Below are 15,446 nucleotides of genomic sequence, written 5' to 3' on the forward strand. Positions count from 1 at the left end.
AAAAATAACAGGTGGTCAAATTGACCATCTGCTATTTTTTTGTGATTATGGTCATATTTCTATCCTCCTATCAAATCCCATCAACTATCCTCTGCAATATCTCGTGATATTCGTAAATCTCCAGCTCAATCCTATAATTCTTATTTCCGGACTTGCCACCGTGCATGAACTCAGTCGATACTATCACGTTGTAATTATCATCTGTCCAAATCTTAGCGTCCGTCAAACCATCAAACAAAGCCTTGCTTGTGGGCGACCAGTTCGGTGGGTCATACTTCCGATTTGTCGGAGGATATATCCGAACCTTAACCTTGCAAGGTTTGTCCTCGCTGTAAGGTAAGCCAAAGTAATCTCTCAGTACATTCTTGCCCTCGTATTCGGCTAACTGCCGTAAGAACTTAGTTGTTTTAGCCTTTTGATGAAAGTGCGGTCTATCATTTGAGTTAATCATCTGCTTCCTGTTCAACTCAAATTTAAGAATCAATCTCTCCTGCATTCAACCTCCCTAGCCATCTAGCTTTTTCCACGCTTGCTATTGCAAGAATGTCATTAGCTAAATCAAAAGCTGTGTACCAATCCAGAACTCCTAACAAGTCCTTGTGCTCCTTTAATTCATCAACTAAGCTTTTCAGTCGTTCCAATGGGTTGCTTTCATACCCCAACAGATATCCAACGCTTACGCCGAAGTAGTCAGCAAGTTGTTGGGCTTTTTCTGGTTTGATTTGGCTTTCTCCGTTTTCCCAGCGTGATAGAGTCTTTTCTGATATGCTCATTTCTTTTGCTATTTCCTTTTGAGATAGCTTTTTTTCTTGTCTTAATTCTTTTAGTCTATTCATAGAAACACCTATTTAAAATGGCAAATCATCATCCGAAATATCCATCGGATTTGAATTTCTCGCAAAATTAGGTGCTTGCTGGTCGTGGTTATCAACTACTGGTTGACTACCATCTTTCTTAAATTCCATCAGCTGGAAATTCTCAGCAACCACTTCTGTCACATAGACACGTTGTCCTTGTTGGTTATCATAAGTCCGAGTCTGAATGCGTCCAGTGATTCCAATCAAAGCGCCTTTCTTAGCCCAGTTAGCAAGATTTTCAGCCTGCTTGCGCCACATAACGCAATTGATAAAATCAGCTTCACGCTCTCCATTCTCGCTTTTAAATGTGCGATTTACTGCAAGAGTAAACGTAGCGACTGCCACATTTGATTGTGTGTAGCGTAATTCTGCGTCTTTGGTCAAACGACCAACTAATACGACATTATTTATCATTTTCTAGTTTCCTTTCAATTTAGCAAGTAACATATCCGCATCTTCAATCTGCGACTGCTTAATCATCTTATAATCGACCACTCCAAGATGGTTCAAGAACCATTTAACGATAGAGCCATCCTCTTTGCCTTTTTCAACAGAAATAGCAGCAATTTCTTTCAGATAGTAGTTTGCTTTTTCAACTGAGATAACTGGGGCATTAGCTTTTTTAGCTTGTTGATTTTCAGCTTCGTTCATATCACTTGGATATTCGTCAACATCTTTCTCTCCGATTCCAAACAACCCCTGTAGTGCATATTTGCGAGCATAAGAACTAACCGCTCCTGTCCATTGTGGTACTTGCATTTGCTGGTTTCCTGTTTTAAACACAGGAACCTTATCCAATTCCGCAAAACCAACTGACTGAAATTGTTTATCTCCGTTTGATACAATAGCGGTTGATTTTACAAAAATACGTTCCCCTACACCAAACAAATCGTCTGATACAGTCAATTCCCAGTCGGTATTGATTTCTTTAAATTTTGTATAAATATCCTCAGCATTTCGGAAAGCGTAATTTACACCTTGTTTTTTCTTTTTTTCTAGTTGCATTCTCTTTTGCAATTCTGAAAAAGCTAATTTTGTCATATCCTAACTCCTATCTGATACTCAAGTTTTTATGCTCAACCAAACTTGCACCAATGATTTCAAGTCCCTTCTTCAAGTCCTCTTTCAAGCGTTTCTTATCCGCTTTCCAAGTTGCTACCTTGTAATATTCTGGCAAGACTGCTTCGTCTACCTCCACGGCTTGAGATTTTCTAAATGATACCTTGAAAAGTGGTGTATCAACACGTTCATGACCTGTCAGGCTCATGCTTGCTGAAAGTGTATCTTTCAAGTGTTCTTTCTTCTTCTCGTCTGCCTTGTTTAGCTCCATCAAGCGCTTAATTTCATTCTTACGAGCCTCAACGTCCGCTTCAAGGTTCTTCATGACCTTGATATAGTTTTCTACCTTGGTTTCATACTCAATTTCCCAATCAATGGAATCCAAGGTGTCTAGTTTTGTTTCTTCGTCCAACTCCAAGTTGTAAACATCAAGAAATTGTCCTGTCAATTCGTAAAGTGTTGCCATCGTTTCTCTCCTATGCCCCTCATTATTCATATTTGGGGTCTATTTCCGTTTTTTATTCTTCGTTCGATAAATTTATATACCTGCTTCTTAAAATCGCATACAGGCGATTTTAGAGCCTTCTAAAAGCTCATCTTCTACCTTTCGTCTTCTTCAAATTCCAATTTTCACGTTTTAAGTGTCTATTTTCGTTTTGCAATTTCAAAATAATATCCTGTTGATCGTTGATGATTTCTCCGAGTTCAATTCCGAGATGCATATATTTAGCTCGCCATTTATCGATTTCTTCGTGTAGCTCCTGAATCATACTTCATCCCCCACGTATCGATACTGCCCACATCCAACATAGATGTACTCGCTTGGGTCAAGTTCTTCTCGTTCTTCAGGCGGTTGCATTATATCTCTGTCGTAATCAAACATGAGCATACACCTTTCCAAGATCCAGCAATTCGTTTTTTTCTTCATGATTGGCCAAAAGCCATACACGGTTTTCAAGTTCAATTCTAGTCATTAGCGTCTCCTTTGCTCTACCCCAAATACTTTTCATAGCGTGATCTTCGTGGTTCTGGCAAGGCTAGAGGCTCAGGGCGCAATCCTTGAGGCGGTTCGTTGTCGTAGGTGAAGCCTTTGAACTCTCTGCGGATATTCTTGCGGATTTCTTGTCGCTGTGCCTCTCTACCACGTTCGTATGCTTGGTTGTAACCTTGGATAATCATAGACGCAAATTCTTGCTCTTCTCGTCTTTCTTCTTCCTTCTGGCGGATTTTCTCCTCTTCCTGCTTATCCATCTGATGAGCTAGAAGCCCTGCACCGATAAATCCTAAAATCACTGCACCAGTTCCTAAAAGCTGGCTAACTAATGGTGGTTCAAACATTATTCTTCCTCTTCATCATCTTCTTCTGCCATATTCTGCTTAATCGCCTCACTTGGGCTCATGCCATCCAATACATCCTTGATGACATGTGAGATGTCGTGGGTTACTTTCAACGGCTTTTCTAACTCATTAGGTAGCCCCAAAAGTTTTGTAGTTAGCAATCCAAGCGTAGATAATTTATGTAGCTTTTTTTGTAACTGTTCAATGCGTTCAATTTTTTCCTGTTGCGCTTTGATAATTTGGTCTTTGTTAATCATTGTTTTTCTCCTGTGGATAACTCAGTTATCCCTTTCTTTTATTTAGATTAGTAGTAGTTTGTTGTAAAGTTAGTAGTTATTATTCTGCTATCGTGTCATCTTAACGGTTTTAGACATTTCTTTCTTCCATGATTGACTGCCTCGATATTGCAGATAAGCATCAAAACCTTTGATTGTGACAAGCTGACCATCGTTTCTAAGGTATTTTTGTTGACTAGGTAATTTTTTCATCTCTCGCCTCATATCTCCCGCTTGTCGTTTTGAACATCCAAAGATGTGCTCTAGTTCTTCATCGTTTGCAGAAATCTTCTCGATGATCACGTCTTTAATTCTCACGATTTGAACTGTTTCCATTTTTGCTCCTTTCGTGGTATAATTTTCTTGAATAATTTTGTCATGCGCCTGATTGCCGTCAGGTGCTTTTTTGCTATCTCCTTTTCTGCTATAATGAAACCAGAAAGGAGGTAATATTATGACTGAAATTCACGCATGTCTTTGCGGAAATTGGGTGAACCTATCAGCCGACGACGATTGTGTAATGGGACCAAATATGGCTAGTCCTTACATTTGGTGGGAAGAAAATGCAGAACTCTACTCACCAATTTCTAAACCTGAAGCAAACTCGATGTACCATCAGGATTATATCTACATTCACTATCGTGGCGCTGACTATCGTATCCATCCAATGTTCATTCAAATCGTTTCTAGATAACTTTTTCTAGTCTGCTAGAAATGATTTCTAAATCTAAGTCGTCCAGTTTCAACTGGTCGGCTTTTTGATTTAAACGAGCTTCGATAGCTTGGTTAATTTCAAACCATTCTATTTTTGTAAATCGGCTCCTGAATTTTAGAAATTCCTTTACTGCTTCTTTCATACTGTCCTACTTTCCATTGCCCTGAGTTCTATCTCATGGCTGACTTGTCTAAATAGCTTCTCACATGCTATTTTTGCTTCTCTGTACGTTGTAGATTCGCTGATGAAGTGATCAGCAAGCTCAATGATTTTATCTTCCATTCAGACTCCTATATCAGCCTCAAGACTGATGTAATATCCTCCTAAATTGCTATAATACTCTTGACTAGGACCTCTCACCGTTTTAGTCAAAATTCCAATAGAAAGGAGGAAAACTATATGTCTCGTTTACAACCTAGACCTCAAAAGAATTATCCTAACTACAACTGGGATGATTTAGATCGTTTTATCCAGGATATTCTAAGTGATCCATCGTTCAAAGTTTGTTGCGTAGACCCTGCACTTTATGCTATCCCTAAAGACGAAATTATTGCAGAATGCATAAGTGCTGGTTATACAGTTGAAGAACGTGAAGATGGCATTTTAAACATTTCATGATTAGCTAAACTAATGACTTGCGATTCAAGTCTAAAAAGTCTCGCTACTAAGTCTATCGATTGTCCGATAGGCTTTTTTCTTTTCCCACTATACGGATATCGTCTTGGTCTCATTTCCTCACCTCCTAACTCGTATAAATCCCGCCATTTCTGGCAAAGGCTCGTAGTTCGTTCATCTTTCTTGTAAATTGGTAGTCGCTTGTAATCAACAACCGCTCTTTCAGCAAGCTAGACAATCCGTAATGTTTTTCTTCAAACTGTTCAATAATCTGCTGACGCTCTTTAATAGTCACTTGCTGACAAGGTGCGTCTAGACTCTGTGTCATTGCTAAATTTGAACGCATTGGTCTTCATGTTTCCTTTCGTTATTCTATCTACGAGGCTTTTCTCGTAAAGTTTCTCCAAGTGATTGCCCCCGTAGTTGGTTGTAATAATCGTGTTCGTCCTGTTTTCAAGTATCTGATACAGGACTTTTTGCATCCAGTTGTTCCCCTGCTTGATTTCATCGCCTACACTTGACTCTTTGCCAAGATCGTCCAAAATCAAGTAGTCCACTTTCTGCAAGAACTGGATAGTCCGTCTTTCTTCCCACTTGGAATCCTTGTATCTAAAAGCGTCTTTCATCCGTGAGAATAGTTCCATGGAGGGAATATAGACCACCGAGCGCTTCAACTGGAACTTCTGGAAACTCTCGTTCAGTGTCTTAGCAATTCCAATTGCTAGATGGCTCTTCCCAACTCCAGGCGGACCACTGATAATCGTATTCCCTTCATATCGCTCTTTCACATAGTCAACCGTCACACGTTTAGCGAAATTGACCGCCTCAGCATCTTGGTCTGTGTGAATCTCAAAGCTGCCGATAGTCGCATTCTTCAAATCAGGCGGAATAATACTCTCCTTAGCAAACAAAGAGTAAGACCTTGTATTTCTAATTTGAGCCTCAGCTTGCGCCAGTTGCTCTCCTGCTTGACTGTGGATTTTCTCCTGTCCGCATTCAGGGCAATAAGTCAGCACATTCTGCGTGCAAGGGTTGACTGAGCGCCACATATAGACTCCCTCATGCTTGGGGCATTGGGTATTCAAGGTTTCAATCTGTAAAAATCTACCCTGCAATTCATCTCTTGATACTGCTCGCATAGCACCCTCCTAGAATCCCAGTCGTGGGTTGTAACCGTCGTCTGACAATCTTAACTCACTGCTTGGCTTCCCACTTGACCGCTTCGGTCTCTGTCTATTCTCTACCAACTCAGCAGTCACTAGACCTTTCTGTTTCCAGTCTCTCAAAATACTCTCAAGATACTTAAAGTAAGGTTTACCATTGCCCACACATTCCTTGATTGCTAACTTGATAACCTCTTTACTATGGTCTTGCAAGAAGTATTTCAAATCCTCAATCTCAAACGGTGTTGGGTATCTGCCAAACTCTGAAAAAATCCAATCGTGAACAATCCCCAAGTCATTTTCGGGTGCGTCCTCTATACTATATAGATTATTAGCACCAGCACCATCTGGTTCAGTAATTCTGTTTATGTAACTCTGATTAATGTAACTCTGATTAGAATCAAAGTTTTTTACTTCCGTAGGTAAAGAATTTTTACTTATGTGGTCAAAGTTTTTTACTTCCGTAGGTAAAGAATTTTTACTTATGTAACTAGATAACCTATTTACATAAATCTTGTCGCTTTTGTTAAATTGCTTTTTTAATTCAATCAAGCCAAAATCAACTAATTCCTTTTTTCTCTTGATGATTGTAGGTTTTGATAACTGAACAAAATAATCTTTTTGTAGCTCTTCAATCGATAAATGAATATATGCTCCTTTTTCATCAATCCAGTTATTCTTCAAAGACAATTTAAGCCTATCTTTCATAATTGAATACAAAACTTTTGCTTCCATACTTAATTCTGAAAACGCTTTGTCTTTAATCAAAACAACTGGTATTTTTATGAAGTCAAGGAAATCTTCGATGTCGTCTTTTTGTATCACCATTCAACTAAATCACCTCCTATTTATAAAAATCCCCAGAAACTATACACTTGAAGTGTAGTTTTTCTCGAAAAAAATTTCATCCAGTGGAATATCAACTATACGACAGAAATCTATAGCTGTAGTTATTCTCATAGGTGTATCATATCTTTCATAATCCATGTATGTATTTCTAGAGATTCCTAATTTTTTAGCGATTTCCTCTTGAGTCATTCCTGTTTTTATTCTCGCCATTTTTAAGCTAATTTTTTGCACGCACTCACCCCCTTATCTTAATTCGTCTAAGCTGACTTCCAGTGCATCAGCGATTTTGCACATATTCGTCCACGACATCTCTTTCATCCTACCAGCCTTCAGATTTGAAAAATTAGATGGATGGACACCCGATTCCTTAGCTAAACGATACATCGACCAGCCTTTTATTTTTAATTGTTTTTCAATTTTATCCCACATCAAAAAACACCATATGTTGTGCTTTTCAAGCACACTAAATCCTTTCTTATACAATATGTTGACAACCAAATACGTTTGGGTTATAACATATCTTGACTAGGATCTCTCCCGTTTTAGTCAAAACTTCAGCAGAAAGGAGGTTCAAAAAATGAGTAAGCTTAGCCATAAGCCAAACCACGTTGTTAAGAAACTAACCTGGGAAAATCTCGATAATATTCTATTATCTTATTTTTCAGAGTCGACTACTGATAAACCTAGCGCAGTAATTCAGTTATCTGATTTTGAAATGTCTAAAGCTGAAATTATCGAAGAAGCAACTGCTCAAGGTTATCAAGTTATCGATAATTCTGATGGTTACTTAAAGTTTCTATAACGAATTTTAAAGATGATATATTTGTACGATTTACATCAATATCTCTTTTTAACTTAGCAATCTGTCTATCAGATTGCTTTTTTCTTTTCCCACTATACGGATATCGTCTTGGTCTCATTTTCTCACCCCCTTTCAAATGTGGTATAATCAAAATAAAACGATTGGAGAAAAAATATGTCATTTGATCTTTCTAAATTAAGCCTAGGCAGTCGCTTCGCAGGCAATTCAAAAGCATTTCAATGCCCTGTATGTTCAGGTTTCTCTTCCCATTTATGGACTTATAATCCTATTGATATCAATAGAGATTACAAAGAATCTATCAAATTTATTATAATTGCACAATGTCAGGCTTGTAATCAATTTTCTATTTGGATAACAAATGAAATCCAAATAACGTATGGCTCCAGGATAGTATTAAACACAAGCGATGCAACGTCGACATTAATTTTCCCAAATGTTGCCGAAGGAGTACCTAAACCTAATAATGATATGCCTGATGATGTGAAAGAAATCTATATTGAAGCTGGAGAAGTTCTAAATATATCGCCTAGAGCTTCTGCAGCTCTATCCCGTCTAGCTATTGAAAAGCTTGTTGCTCATTTAAACGCACAAGGTAAAGATTTAAATACCCAAATTGGAAGTCTTGTCTCTAAAGGAATGCCAATAGAAATCCAACAAATGCTAGACAGTGTTAGAGTAATAGGGAATAATGCTGTACATCCAGGTCAAATAGACATAAAAGATAACAAAGAGTTAGCTTTATCATTGTTAAGTTTTATCAACTTGATTGTAGATAATCGAATCACACAACCTAAAAAAATTCTAGACATATATAACCTATTACCTGATTCCTACCGAAATTCTATCGAAAGAAGAGATAATTAATCTTTCTCAAAGATTAATACATTTTCTTTGTCCCAATACTGAGTTACAACTCTAACCGGGTCATCTTCTGTCCCTTTCCCTCGTTTAAATGTAATTTTTATCAATTCAACAATTTCAACACTTTCCATTCCCTACTCCTTATCTTTTTTATCATATCGGTATTCCACTATCTTACGGATAGTGAAAGATACAATCACAAATCCTGCTAGGATTATCAATCCAACATTTTCATCCATTGCTTTTCACAGCAAATGATGGTACACTATCTAGTAGAGGTTGGGGCTTCTGCCCCTTTCTCTACTTTTTCTTAAGCTCTTTGTCTTTGAGCTTGTAAGCTAAGTACTGCTTATGCCAAAGACGAGCTTCGTTTACTAAGCCTAGTACCAAGATGACGGTTGTGGTGTCCTTGGTTGCTAGGCTTTTTATGATGTGTTCCATCATTCGCCTTACCTCCTGTTTTATTTTGCTCTTGGAGCAACAACCTGCCAAGGATTTGAACCTTGGTGATACCAATCAGGCTACATTCATTTTATCAAGCATTCCTGCAAATGCTGCATCAAAACGAATGTCATCGATTTCCTCTTGAGTGAAACCAGCATCAAGAAGGTAACGCTCTTGGCGTTCAATCTCCTCTGCTAACTCTGTCCATCCAAAAGCGAATTGACGGCAGTTAGTACAGAATGTTTCAAGTTGGCTGTAGAGGAAGTTTTCCTCGTAAGTACCTTGGATTAAAGTTTCCTTAGCTACTGCTTTAAAGATGTTGATTGCTTTCTCGTTTAATGTGTTCATGGTGTTTCCCTCCGGTTTGTTTTTGTTATTTCCTTAAGCTTGATTATATTATACTACACTTCAAGTGTAGTTGCAAGTGTTTTTTGCCTTTTTGTTAAAAAAATTTTACTTTTTTACACTTTAAGTGTACAATAGGGGTATAAAACAAAGGAAAGAAAGGAGTTAGCGAATGGATTCATTGGCTCAAAATATAAAGTACTATCGTAAACTATGTGGACTTACTCAAAAGGAATTGGCTAAGAAACTGTCAGTGGCTCCTACTGCTATATCGGCGTGGGAAGTTGGTAGAAACCAGCCTCTAATGAATAATATAGAGCAGATGTCTGCTATTTTTGGTATCAAAAAATCCCTGCTACTCGGTGAAGATTTTTCAAGTCATGTTGATAAAGCCACTTCCCCAATCCAAACCATCTACGACGAACTAAAACCTCCAAGACAAGCCAAAGTCCTGAATTATGCAAAGAGGCAACTGGACGAGCAGAAAAACGAAGAAGAAACGAAGATAAACGAAGTATCGGAAGTTATCAGCTTGTACCAAGTTGAGGTTGTATCTGAGACAGCCGCAGCTTCTGGATTTAACTATGGATTCGGTTACGACGATACAGATAGAGAGACTATAGAGGTTGACGAGCAACCACCACGCCACGATATTGCGACTAAGGTCAGCGGAGACTCCATGCAGCCTGACTACCAAGACGGAGATATTCTCTATTTAGTAGACAAAGGACTGACCACCTACAACGGAGACCTAGCAGTTATCGCATACGGAGACCGTTCTTACTTCAAAAAGATCTATACCGAAAACGGACGCTTACGCCTCGTATCACTCAATGACAAGTACGAAGACATCACCCTAGACTTCCCACCAGCCGAAGACACACACATCAAGATTTATGCAGTTATCGGGGTGTATAGAGGGGAATAAATGACAATACAAAATAAACAGATTTTAAAGGCTTCAAAAAACTTTGAGAAAGTTCATTCAACATTTAAAAATAATAATAAATTCCGATTTTTGCCTAATTGGCTAGAAAAAGAATCTAATCTATTCTTGTCAGAAACACAAAACACTAGCAAGAGTTACAATGTTCTGAAACGTGGTTCTTTAATCTTTGTAGATTTTGGAATCAATATTGGCTCTGAATTATCAAATAGACACTGGGCTGTTGTCCTAAATAAAAATGATTCTCCAAAATCAAGGAATCTGACGGTACTTCCAATTAGTTCAAAAGAAAAAAAGTTTTCTGTTATGATTGACGAAGTTATACAGCAAAAATCCAAAAGATTCTTATTACCTATTCTTGACAAAATTGGTTTTGATTATTTTTCGATCATTCACTATGCACTTACAGAAATTACTCCTTTTGATTTAGGGAGTGCAGAAGAAATATATCAGGAATTTTTGATTCAATACGGAGATGCTTACAATTCAGAATCAGCTAAAGAAATCTATGACAACGGTGCAGGGATGGAAAAAGTGGAAAACACTAATAGAAAATTAAAAGATCTTGTTAACCATTATCAACGATTTAATAAAATTTCCTACGCAAAATGTGATCAGATAAAAACGATTAGTAAAGACAGAATTATTTACATAAACGAACTGGATCCTTGCGGAAAAATCAAGGTTAGTGACGAAACTTTAGATAGAATTGACGAAAAATTAAAAGAATTGTACTTAAAAAATTGACATTTATAAAAGTTTACTCTATAATTAGGTTACTTAGAGGTTTACCCTCATATTTTTAAACTTTGAGCCTTTGCGCTCCAGGGAAGTAGCTTAATTGTTACTTCCCTTTTTTGAGTTATAAATACTTGAAATAAACAAAAGCACCCCCATATTCGCCAATAGCAACCTCATCCTATAGGTCTATTGTGCGAAATTGATATTTTTTGAAAATTATATTACAATACAGCTATCAGGAGTTTAGCTCCATAAAGTTTAGGTTTGGATTTTAGATCCATAACGTGATGGTAGCCGTATTTGATACGACTACTTTTCTTTTCATATTCTAGTAAACATAAGTCGTTAAAATAAGTTGACGTTTGACAGAAATTAAAAAAAGAAATACACTAAGAATGTAAAAAAGCCTTGTTCGTCAAGGATAAAATCGTCTGGTGTACTTCTAAGAGGTACACCTTATTTTATTATCTGACGAGCTGCCAACTGTTTCCATTTTGGAAACAACTCAAAAAAATCCCCACACTCGCAAAGTTTGGCGACTCTGAGTGTGAGGATATCCAGTATAGTAAAAGGCATTAAAAGCCCTCTTTACTATACCCATTTTATCAAAAAAGTGAGGTAAATACAATGTGGATGGAAGAACTTCCCAACGGAAAATACAAATTTTTTGAGCGATATAAAGATCCATATACTGAGAAATTAAAAAAAGTTTCAGTCACGATGGAGAAGAAAACTCCCCAGGCAAGAAATCAAGCTGCTATCTTACTGCAGGAAAAGATAAATAAAAAACTCAGCACAAAACAAGTAGAAAGCATTACATTTGAAGAAATCTATAACCTTTTCTATAAATCATGGGCGCAAACAGTAAAGGAATCAACAAAACATAATTGTAAATCAGTTGATAAGAAGATGAAGGAAATCATACCATCCGATACCATACTTGCTAATCTTGACAGGCGTTTTCTTCAAGAGGCTATTGAAAAAATTATTGAAAGCAACGGATATATTACAGCTAAAAAAGTACGGCATAGGCTCAGAGGTATCTTTAATTACGCTGTTCAATACTCTTACATTGAAAACAACGAGGTCGATTATACTACGATTCCTCAAAAACCAAAGACTTTAGAAGAACTGGAAAAAAAGCGTAACAACTTTCTCACCATGCAAGAAATAAAAGCGCTTATCGATGTCCTTAATCGTCGAGAATATCACCAAAAGTACGCTGACATGGTTCTTGTGCTGGCATTAACTGGTATGAGATATGGTGAGTTAACTGCCTTACAACTGAAGAATATAGACTTTGAAAACAACAAAATTGAGATCACAGGTAATTTTGATTCAGTAAACAAAATCAAGACGCTACCAAAGACTACAAATTCAATACGGACAATCAAAGTATCAGAGAGTGTCATAGAAGCTATCCAAAGACAAATAGTACGACTTAGCGAACGTTTCCAGCCATTGTCAAGCGATGATTATATTTTCTGTTTTGAAAAATGGAATCAACCTACAACAATAGCTTGCTTCATACAGATATTAAAAAAATATGGAAAACAGGCCAAAATAGAAAAAAACTTATCTAGCCATATTTTTAGGCATTCTCATATTTCGTTTTTAGCAGAGTCTGGCCTCCCAATAAAATCAATAATGGATCGAGTTGGGCACTCAAATGCAAAAATGACTTTGGAAATCTATTCTCATACTACTGAAGATATGGAGGATAAACTGGTCAATAAATTAGATACTATTTTTTAATTCTGCCCCTTGGTTGCCCCTTTTTGATTTCATAACACAACAAAACCCCTTGAAGATATTGATAATTCAAGGGGTTGCTTTATATCGTTATAAAAGCCTCTACAAAGGATTTCAATTCCTCTAAAGGAATCTTTCGGTTTTTGACGACTCGCTTTTTCCTCTCTAAGTGTCCTTGTTCACGTAAGTTCTTTTCCCACGTGAAGAGAGTTCTGACGCCGACATCAAAAACCTTGGCTGCCTCGACATGGCTGTTCCCCTCTTTGATGTAATCTAATGCTCGCTGTTTAAAATCTGTACTATATGCCATAGCTTTATTATAACATGCTTGTTTGAAACTAAGCAACTATATTACCTAAAAGACTCAGGTGCTATGTTAACAGGCTGGGTGAAAGATAGCGGATCTTGGTATTACCTTGCTTCAACTGGTAAGATGCTTCACAACACCTATACACCTGGTGGTTACTGTGTAGATACCGGTGGCGCTTGGAAATAATCTAAAGTATACATTTTATTCCTTCAGCTATTAGTGTACATGCTCAGACTAAATGTTATCAGAGCTACAAAAAAACTAGATAATAATACGAAAAGCGAATCGAAACAATGAATTCTGTTTTGTTCGCTTTTTGTTTCAATCTGTGTCATTACGATATTTTCATTTAATTGTATATCCCCCAAAAATTTACATTTTTATATGAAGTATTTTAGATAAAAGCAAACGCTAAATCATATCCTCAAAAAAACAGGTTTAGAACATTTGAAAAATCGAACGCTCAGCAATGATAGTCTGTCTGGTGGCGAGAAACAACGCCTAGAAATCGCTCGCGCCCTCTACCATGATAGCCAACTCATTTTAGCAGATGAGATTAAGGCCAATCTTGACTCGGAAAATAGCAGAAAAATTAGCGACTTGCTCTTCTCCCTACCTCAAACGGTCATTGAAGTCATTCACCACTACACAGAAGAGGACTTAAAAAACTACGACCAAGTCATTCACTTAAGCAGAGAAAAGTAGTATTCTTCGAAAATCGCTTCAAACTATGTCAGTTTGACCTACAAACCCAACACTTTACTTTGAGTAACATGCAGCTGACTTCCTAGTTTGTTCTTTAATTTTCATTATCCCTTGTTCATTTCCTTGAAATTTTCTGAAAAAAGAGTAAACTGGTATTCAAGAAGTCTATTTCGTGGAGTTTAGGATGAAATTATATGTTCAATTAATGATTCTCTTTGTGATTTCTCTAATCGGAGAGGGGATTTCCAGTTTCTTTCATTTGCCCATCCCAGGCAGTATTATCGGCTTGATTATTCTCTTTCTATCCCTACAATTCAAATGGTTGAGAACTAGGCATGTCAACATGGTGGGGAATTTCTTGCTGGCCAATATGACCATTCTCTTTTTGCCGCCAGCAGTAGGAATCATGGAAAAGTTTGATGTGATTGCTCCCTATCTCCTACCCATTGTTTTGATTGTCTTTTTTGCAGCAGTTGTCAATATTATCCTCATAGCCTTGGTAGTTCAGTTTATCAAACGACGGTTTGAGGGAGATTATGAGAAAGGAGATGCCAAATGAGTGAATTTGTTTCCAATCCCCTATTTGGGCTTGCCCTGTCTATCCTAGCTTATCTAGTGGGGATGTTGATTTACAGACGTTTTCCTCATCCATTGACAACGCCCCTGCTTTTGTCGGCTATTTTTATCATTATTTTTCTTAAGGTGACGGGTATTTCTTATCAAGATTACTACCAAGGTGGGGTTTATCTGAACAACTTGATTGTCCCGTCGACAGTGGCTTTGGGGATTCCGCTTTACAAGAGTTTTCATTTGATGAAGCACCATGCTCGGAGTATTCTCTTTGGTAGTCTGCTAGCAGTAGTTGTCAATACCTCTTTCACAGCCCTTGTGGCCAAAATCTTTGGTATGGACTTTTTCCTAGCCATTTCTCTCTTTCCCAAGTCAGTAACAACCGCCATGGCAGTGGGAATCACAGAAAAATTGCAAGGTCTGACGACCGTGACCTTGGTGGTAGTCGTGGCAACTGGGATTTTAACCAGTGTCATCGGACCAACCCTTTTGATGTGGTTGAAAATTGACGACCCAGTAGCTGTTGGTCTTTCCCTTGGAGGAACAGGCCATGCAGTTGGAACAGGAACAGCCTTCCGATACGGCTCTGTAGCAGGAGCCATGGGTGGTTTGGCTATCGGTGTCACTGGTATTCTCTATGTCTTTGTCAGCCCCATCGTAGCTAGTTTGATATTGAGTTAATACTCTTCGAAAATCTCTTCAAACCGCGTCAACGTCGCCTTGCCGTAGGTATAGGTAACTGACTTCGTCAGTCTTATCCACAACCTCAAAACACTGTTTTGAGCAGCCTGCGGCTAGTTTGCTCTTTGATTTTCATTGAGTATAAAAAGCAAGGAATTCGAGCAATCTCATTATGGTAGTGACATGGGGGTCTAACTTCTCATATTTATACATTTCTCCAATCAGTTAGTTGATTACAACCGAGATTTTCTATACTCTCCTTATAAGATTTTCGCATAAGATGAGACAGCACACGCTGAAGACGTCTATGTTATTTAGATTTAATGCAATCTTTTCAAAGAGTTTTGATAATCTATATTTCTTATTTAGTTTAGTTGATTTCATATCACTATACTAT

General features: G+C 37.6%; 28 protein-coding genes and 3 pseudogenes. 11 read left to right on the plus strand and 20 right to left on the minus strand.

Annotation, left to right across the window (positions count from 1 at the left end):
- Nucleotides 1-70: 70 nt before the first annotated feature.
- From SPPN_RS08835 to SPPN_RS08870, 9 genes and pseudogenes are all read right to left on the minus strand, one after another.
- Nucleotides 71-484, minus strand: coding sequence for a RusA family crossover junction endodeoxyribonuclease (locus tag SPPN_RS08835; RefSeq protein WP_138699295.1), 414 nt, complete (start codon nt 482-484; stop codon nt 71-73).
- Nucleotides 485-632: 148 nt separating this feature from the next.
- Nucleotides 633-836 (minus strand): annotated as a pseudogene (locus tag SPPN_RS14045) (helix-turn-helix domain-containing protein); the annotation flags it as partial.
- A gap of 12 nt (nt 837-848) precedes the next feature.
- Nucleotides 849-1,271 (minus strand): single-stranded DNA-binding protein, encoded by a 423-nt coding sequence (gene ssb, locus SPPN_RS08845; RefSeq protein WP_000609572.1) that lies wholly within the window; start codon nt 1,269-1,271, stop codon nt 849-851.
- A gap of 3 nt (nt 1,272-1,274) precedes the next feature.
- The gene (locus SPPN_RS08850) at nt 1,275-1,898 is read right to left on the minus strand and encodes an ERF family protein (RefSeq protein WP_000163473.1); all 624 of its coding nucleotides are present in this window, start codon (nt 1,896-1,898) and stop codon (nt 1,275-1,277) included.
- 10 nt (nt 1,899-1,908) lie between these two features.
- Nucleotides 1,909-2,382, minus strand: coding sequence for a siphovirus Gp157 family protein (locus SPPN_RS08855; RefSeq protein ID WP_000224405.1), 474 nt, complete (start codon nt 2,380-2,382; stop codon nt 1,909-1,911).
- Nucleotides 2,383-2,509: 127 nt separating this feature from the next.
- Nucleotides 2,510-2,686, minus strand: a complete 177-nt coding sequence (locus SPPN_RS13500) for a hypothetical protein (protein ID WP_000613912.1) — start codon at nt 2,684-2,686, stop codon at nt 2,510-2,512.
- Between the two features lie 220 nt (nt 2,687-2,906).
- Nucleotides 2,907-3,254 (minus strand): hypothetical protein, encoded by a 348-nt coding sequence (locus SPPN_RS08860; protein ID WP_000462836.1) that lies wholly within the window; start codon nt 3,252-3,254, stop codon nt 2,907-2,909.
- Nucleotides 3,254-3,511, minus strand: a complete 258-nt coding sequence (locus tag SPPN_RS08865) for a hypothetical protein (RefSeq protein WP_000608473.1) — start codon at nt 3,509-3,511, stop codon at nt 3,254-3,256. Before SPPN_RS08865 ends, SPPN_RS08860 begins: the two co-directional genes overlap by 1 nt.
- 87 nt (nt 3,512-3,598) lie before the next feature.
- Nucleotides 3,599-3,865 (minus strand): hypothetical protein, encoded by a 267-nt coding sequence (locus tag SPPN_RS08870; protein ID WP_000450963.1) that lies wholly within the window; start codon nt 3,863-3,865, stop codon nt 3,599-3,601.
- 196 nt (nt 3,866-4,061) lie between these two features.
- Between SPPN_RS08870 and SPPN_RS08875 the strand changes: the two genes are divergently transcribed.
- Entirely contained in the window at nt 4,062-4,223 is a 162-nt protein-coding gene (locus tag SPPN_RS08875; RefSeq protein ID WP_237701456.1) for a hypothetical protein, read from the plus strand.
- Here SPPN_RS08875 and SPPN_RS13505 read toward each other — a convergent pair.
- The gene (locus SPPN_RS13505) at nt 4,216-4,386 is read right to left on the minus strand and encodes a hypothetical protein (protein ID WP_000656630.1); all 171 of its coding nucleotides are present in this window, start codon (nt 4,384-4,386) and stop codon (nt 4,216-4,218) included. The two genes, SPPN_RS08875 and SPPN_RS13505, sit on opposite strands and share 8 nt — an antisense overlap.
- On the minus strand, nt 4,383-4,526 hold the full coding sequence (locus SPPN_RS13510) for a hypothetical protein (RefSeq protein WP_000389575.1): 144 nt from the start codon (nt 4,524-4,526) through the stop codon (nt 4,383-4,385). Before SPPN_RS13510 ends, SPPN_RS13505 begins: the two co-directional genes overlap by 4 nt.
- A gap of 117 nt (nt 4,527-4,643) precedes the next feature.
- Here SPPN_RS13510 and SPPN_RS08880 point away from each other — a divergent pair, with 117 nt between their 5' ends.
- On the plus strand, nt 4,644-4,862 hold the full coding sequence (locus SPPN_RS08880) for a hypothetical protein (RefSeq protein WP_000088810.1): 219 nt from the start codon (nt 4,644-4,646) through the stop codon (nt 4,860-4,862).
- Nucleotides 4,863-4,986: 124 nt separating this feature from the next.
- Here SPPN_RS08880 and SPPN_RS13515 read toward each other — a convergent pair whose 3' ends face one another.
- The 5 genes from SPPN_RS13515 to SPPN_RS08900 are packed head-to-tail and all read right to left on the minus strand — an operon-like array spanning nt 4,987 to nt 7,300.
- Nucleotides 4,987-5,154, minus strand: a complete 168-nt coding sequence (locus SPPN_RS13515; protein ID WP_000152772.1) for a hypothetical protein — start codon at nt 5,152-5,154, stop codon at nt 4,987-4,989.
- Complete coding sequence (locus tag SPPN_RS08885; protein ID WP_001203053.1) at nt 5,144-5,998, minus strand: ATP-binding protein; 855 nt, start codon at nt 5,996-5,998, stop codon at nt 5,144-5,146. Before SPPN_RS08885 ends, SPPN_RS13515 begins: the two co-directional genes overlap by 11 nt.
- Before the next feature lie 9 nt (nt 5,999-6,007).
- On the minus strand, nt 6,008-6,850 hold the full coding sequence (locus tag SPPN_RS08890) for a replication initiator protein A (protein WP_000236631.1): 843 nt from the start codon (nt 6,848-6,850) through the stop codon (nt 6,008-6,010).
- A 39-nt stretch (nt 6,851-6,889) separates the two neighbouring features.
- Complete coding sequence (locus tag SPPN_RS08895; protein WP_001169630.1) at nt 6,890-7,102, minus strand: helix-turn-helix transcriptional regulator; 213 nt, start codon at nt 7,100-7,102, stop codon at nt 6,890-6,892.
- A 12-nt stretch (nt 7,103-7,114) separates the two neighbouring features.
- A complete protein-coding gene (locus SPPN_RS08900; RefSeq protein ID WP_000263488.1) occupies nt 7,115-7,300 on the minus strand; it encodes a helix-turn-helix domain-containing protein in 186 nt (61 codons plus the stop codon).
- A 148-nt stretch (nt 7,301-7,448) separates the two neighbouring features.
- Between SPPN_RS08900 and SPPN_RS08905 the strand changes: the two genes are divergently transcribed.
- Complete coding sequence (locus tag SPPN_RS08905; protein ID WP_000040990.1) at nt 7,449-7,673, plus strand: hypothetical protein; 225 nt, start codon at nt 7,449-7,451, stop codon at nt 7,671-7,673.
- Between the two features lie 174 nt (nt 7,674-7,847).
- Nucleotides 7,848-8,558: a DUF4145 domain-containing protein gene (locus SPPN_RS08910; protein ID WP_000006951.1), complete on the plus strand. Its 711-nt coding sequence runs from the start codon at nt 7,848-7,850 to the stop codon at nt 8,556-8,558.
- Here the strand turns inward: SPPN_RS08910 and SPPN_RS14225 are convergent.
- The 3 genes from SPPN_RS14225 to SPPN_RS08915 all read right to left on the minus strand — a co-directional run bounded on the left by SPPN_RS14225 (nt 8,555) and on the right by SPPN_RS08915 (nt 9,347).
- Nucleotides 8,555-8,686: a hypothetical protein gene (locus tag SPPN_RS14225; RefSeq protein WP_000446473.1), complete on the minus strand. Its 132-nt coding sequence runs from the start codon at nt 8,684-8,686 to the stop codon at nt 8,555-8,557. The genes SPPN_RS08910 and SPPN_RS14225 overlap by 4 nt on opposite strands.
- A 169-nt stretch (nt 8,687-8,855) precedes the next feature.
- Nucleotides 8,856-8,999, minus strand: coding sequence for a hypothetical protein (locus SPPN_RS13520; RefSeq protein ID WP_000969964.1), 144 nt, complete (start codon nt 8,997-8,999; stop codon nt 8,856-8,858).
- 72 nt (nt 9,000-9,071) lie between these two features.
- Nucleotides 9,072-9,347, minus strand: a complete 276-nt coding sequence (locus SPPN_RS08915) for a hypothetical protein (protein ID WP_001094379.1) — start codon at nt 9,345-9,347, stop codon at nt 9,072-9,074.
- 169 nt (nt 9,348-9,516) lie between these two features.
- Between SPPN_RS08915 and SPPN_RS08920 the strand changes: the two genes are divergently transcribed.
- From SPPN_RS08920 to SPPN_RS08930, 3 genes are all read left to right on the plus strand, one after another.
- Nucleotides 9,517-10,272 carry a S24 family peptidase gene (locus SPPN_RS08920; protein ID WP_000377627.1) on the plus strand — a complete coding sequence of 252 codons (756 nt, stop codon included), beginning with the start codon at nt 9,517-9,519 and terminating at the stop codon, nt 10,270-10,272.
- A complete protein-coding gene (locus SPPN_RS08925; RefSeq protein WP_000155204.1) occupies nt 10,273-11,037 on the plus strand; it encodes a type II toxin-antitoxin system PemK/MazF family toxin in 765 nt (254 codons plus the stop codon).
- Nucleotides 11,038-11,658: 621 nt separating this feature from the next.
- Complete coding sequence (locus SPPN_RS08930; RefSeq protein ID WP_000266843.1) at nt 11,659-12,786, plus strand: tyrosine-type recombinase/integrase; 1,128 nt, start codon at nt 11,659-11,661, stop codon at nt 12,784-12,786.
- Nucleotides 12,787-12,880: 94 nt separating this feature from the next.
- On the opposite strand, the pseudogene SPPN_RS11435 reads toward SPPN_RS08930, so the two are convergent.
- A pseudogene (locus SPPN_RS11435) lies at nt 12,881-13,093 on the minus strand (IS630 family transposase); the annotation flags it as partial.
- A gap of 18 nt (nt 13,094-13,111) precedes the next feature.
- Between SPPN_RS11435 and SPPN_RS12335 the strand changes: the two are divergent.
- From SPPN_RS12335 to SPPN_RS08950, 4 genes and pseudogenes are all read left to right on the plus strand, one after another.
- Nucleotides 13,112-13,279 (plus strand): choline-binding protein A, encoded by a 168-nt coding sequence (locus tag SPPN_RS12335; protein ID WP_007285044.1) that lies wholly within the window; start codon nt 13,112-13,114, stop codon nt 13,277-13,279.
- Nucleotides 13,280-13,501: 222 nt separating this feature from the next.
- Nucleotides 13,502-13,798, plus strand: a pseudogene (locus tag SPPN_RS08940) (ATP-binding cassette domain-containing protein); the annotation flags it as partial.
- A gap of 184 nt (nt 13,799-13,982) precedes the next feature.
- Nucleotides 13,983-14,357 carry a CidA/LrgA family protein gene (locus tag SPPN_RS08945; protein ID WP_000781328.1) on the plus strand — a complete coding sequence of 125 codons (375 nt, stop codon included), beginning with the start codon at nt 13,983-13,985 and terminating at the stop codon, nt 14,355-14,357.
- Nucleotides 14,354-15,049, plus strand: a complete 696-nt coding sequence (locus SPPN_RS08950) for an LrgB family protein (RefSeq protein ID WP_001288944.1) — start codon at nt 14,354-14,356, stop codon at nt 15,047-15,049. Before SPPN_RS08945 ends, SPPN_RS08950 begins: the two co-directional genes overlap by 4 nt.
- The last annotated feature ends 397 nt before the right edge of the window (nt 15,050-15,446 follow it).

Origin of the sequence: Streptococcus pseudopneumoniae IS7493, from assembly GCF_000221985.1 — a bacterium.
Lineage (GTDB): Bacteria > Bacillota > Bacilli > Lactobacillales > Streptococcaceae > Streptococcus > Streptococcus pseudopneumoniae.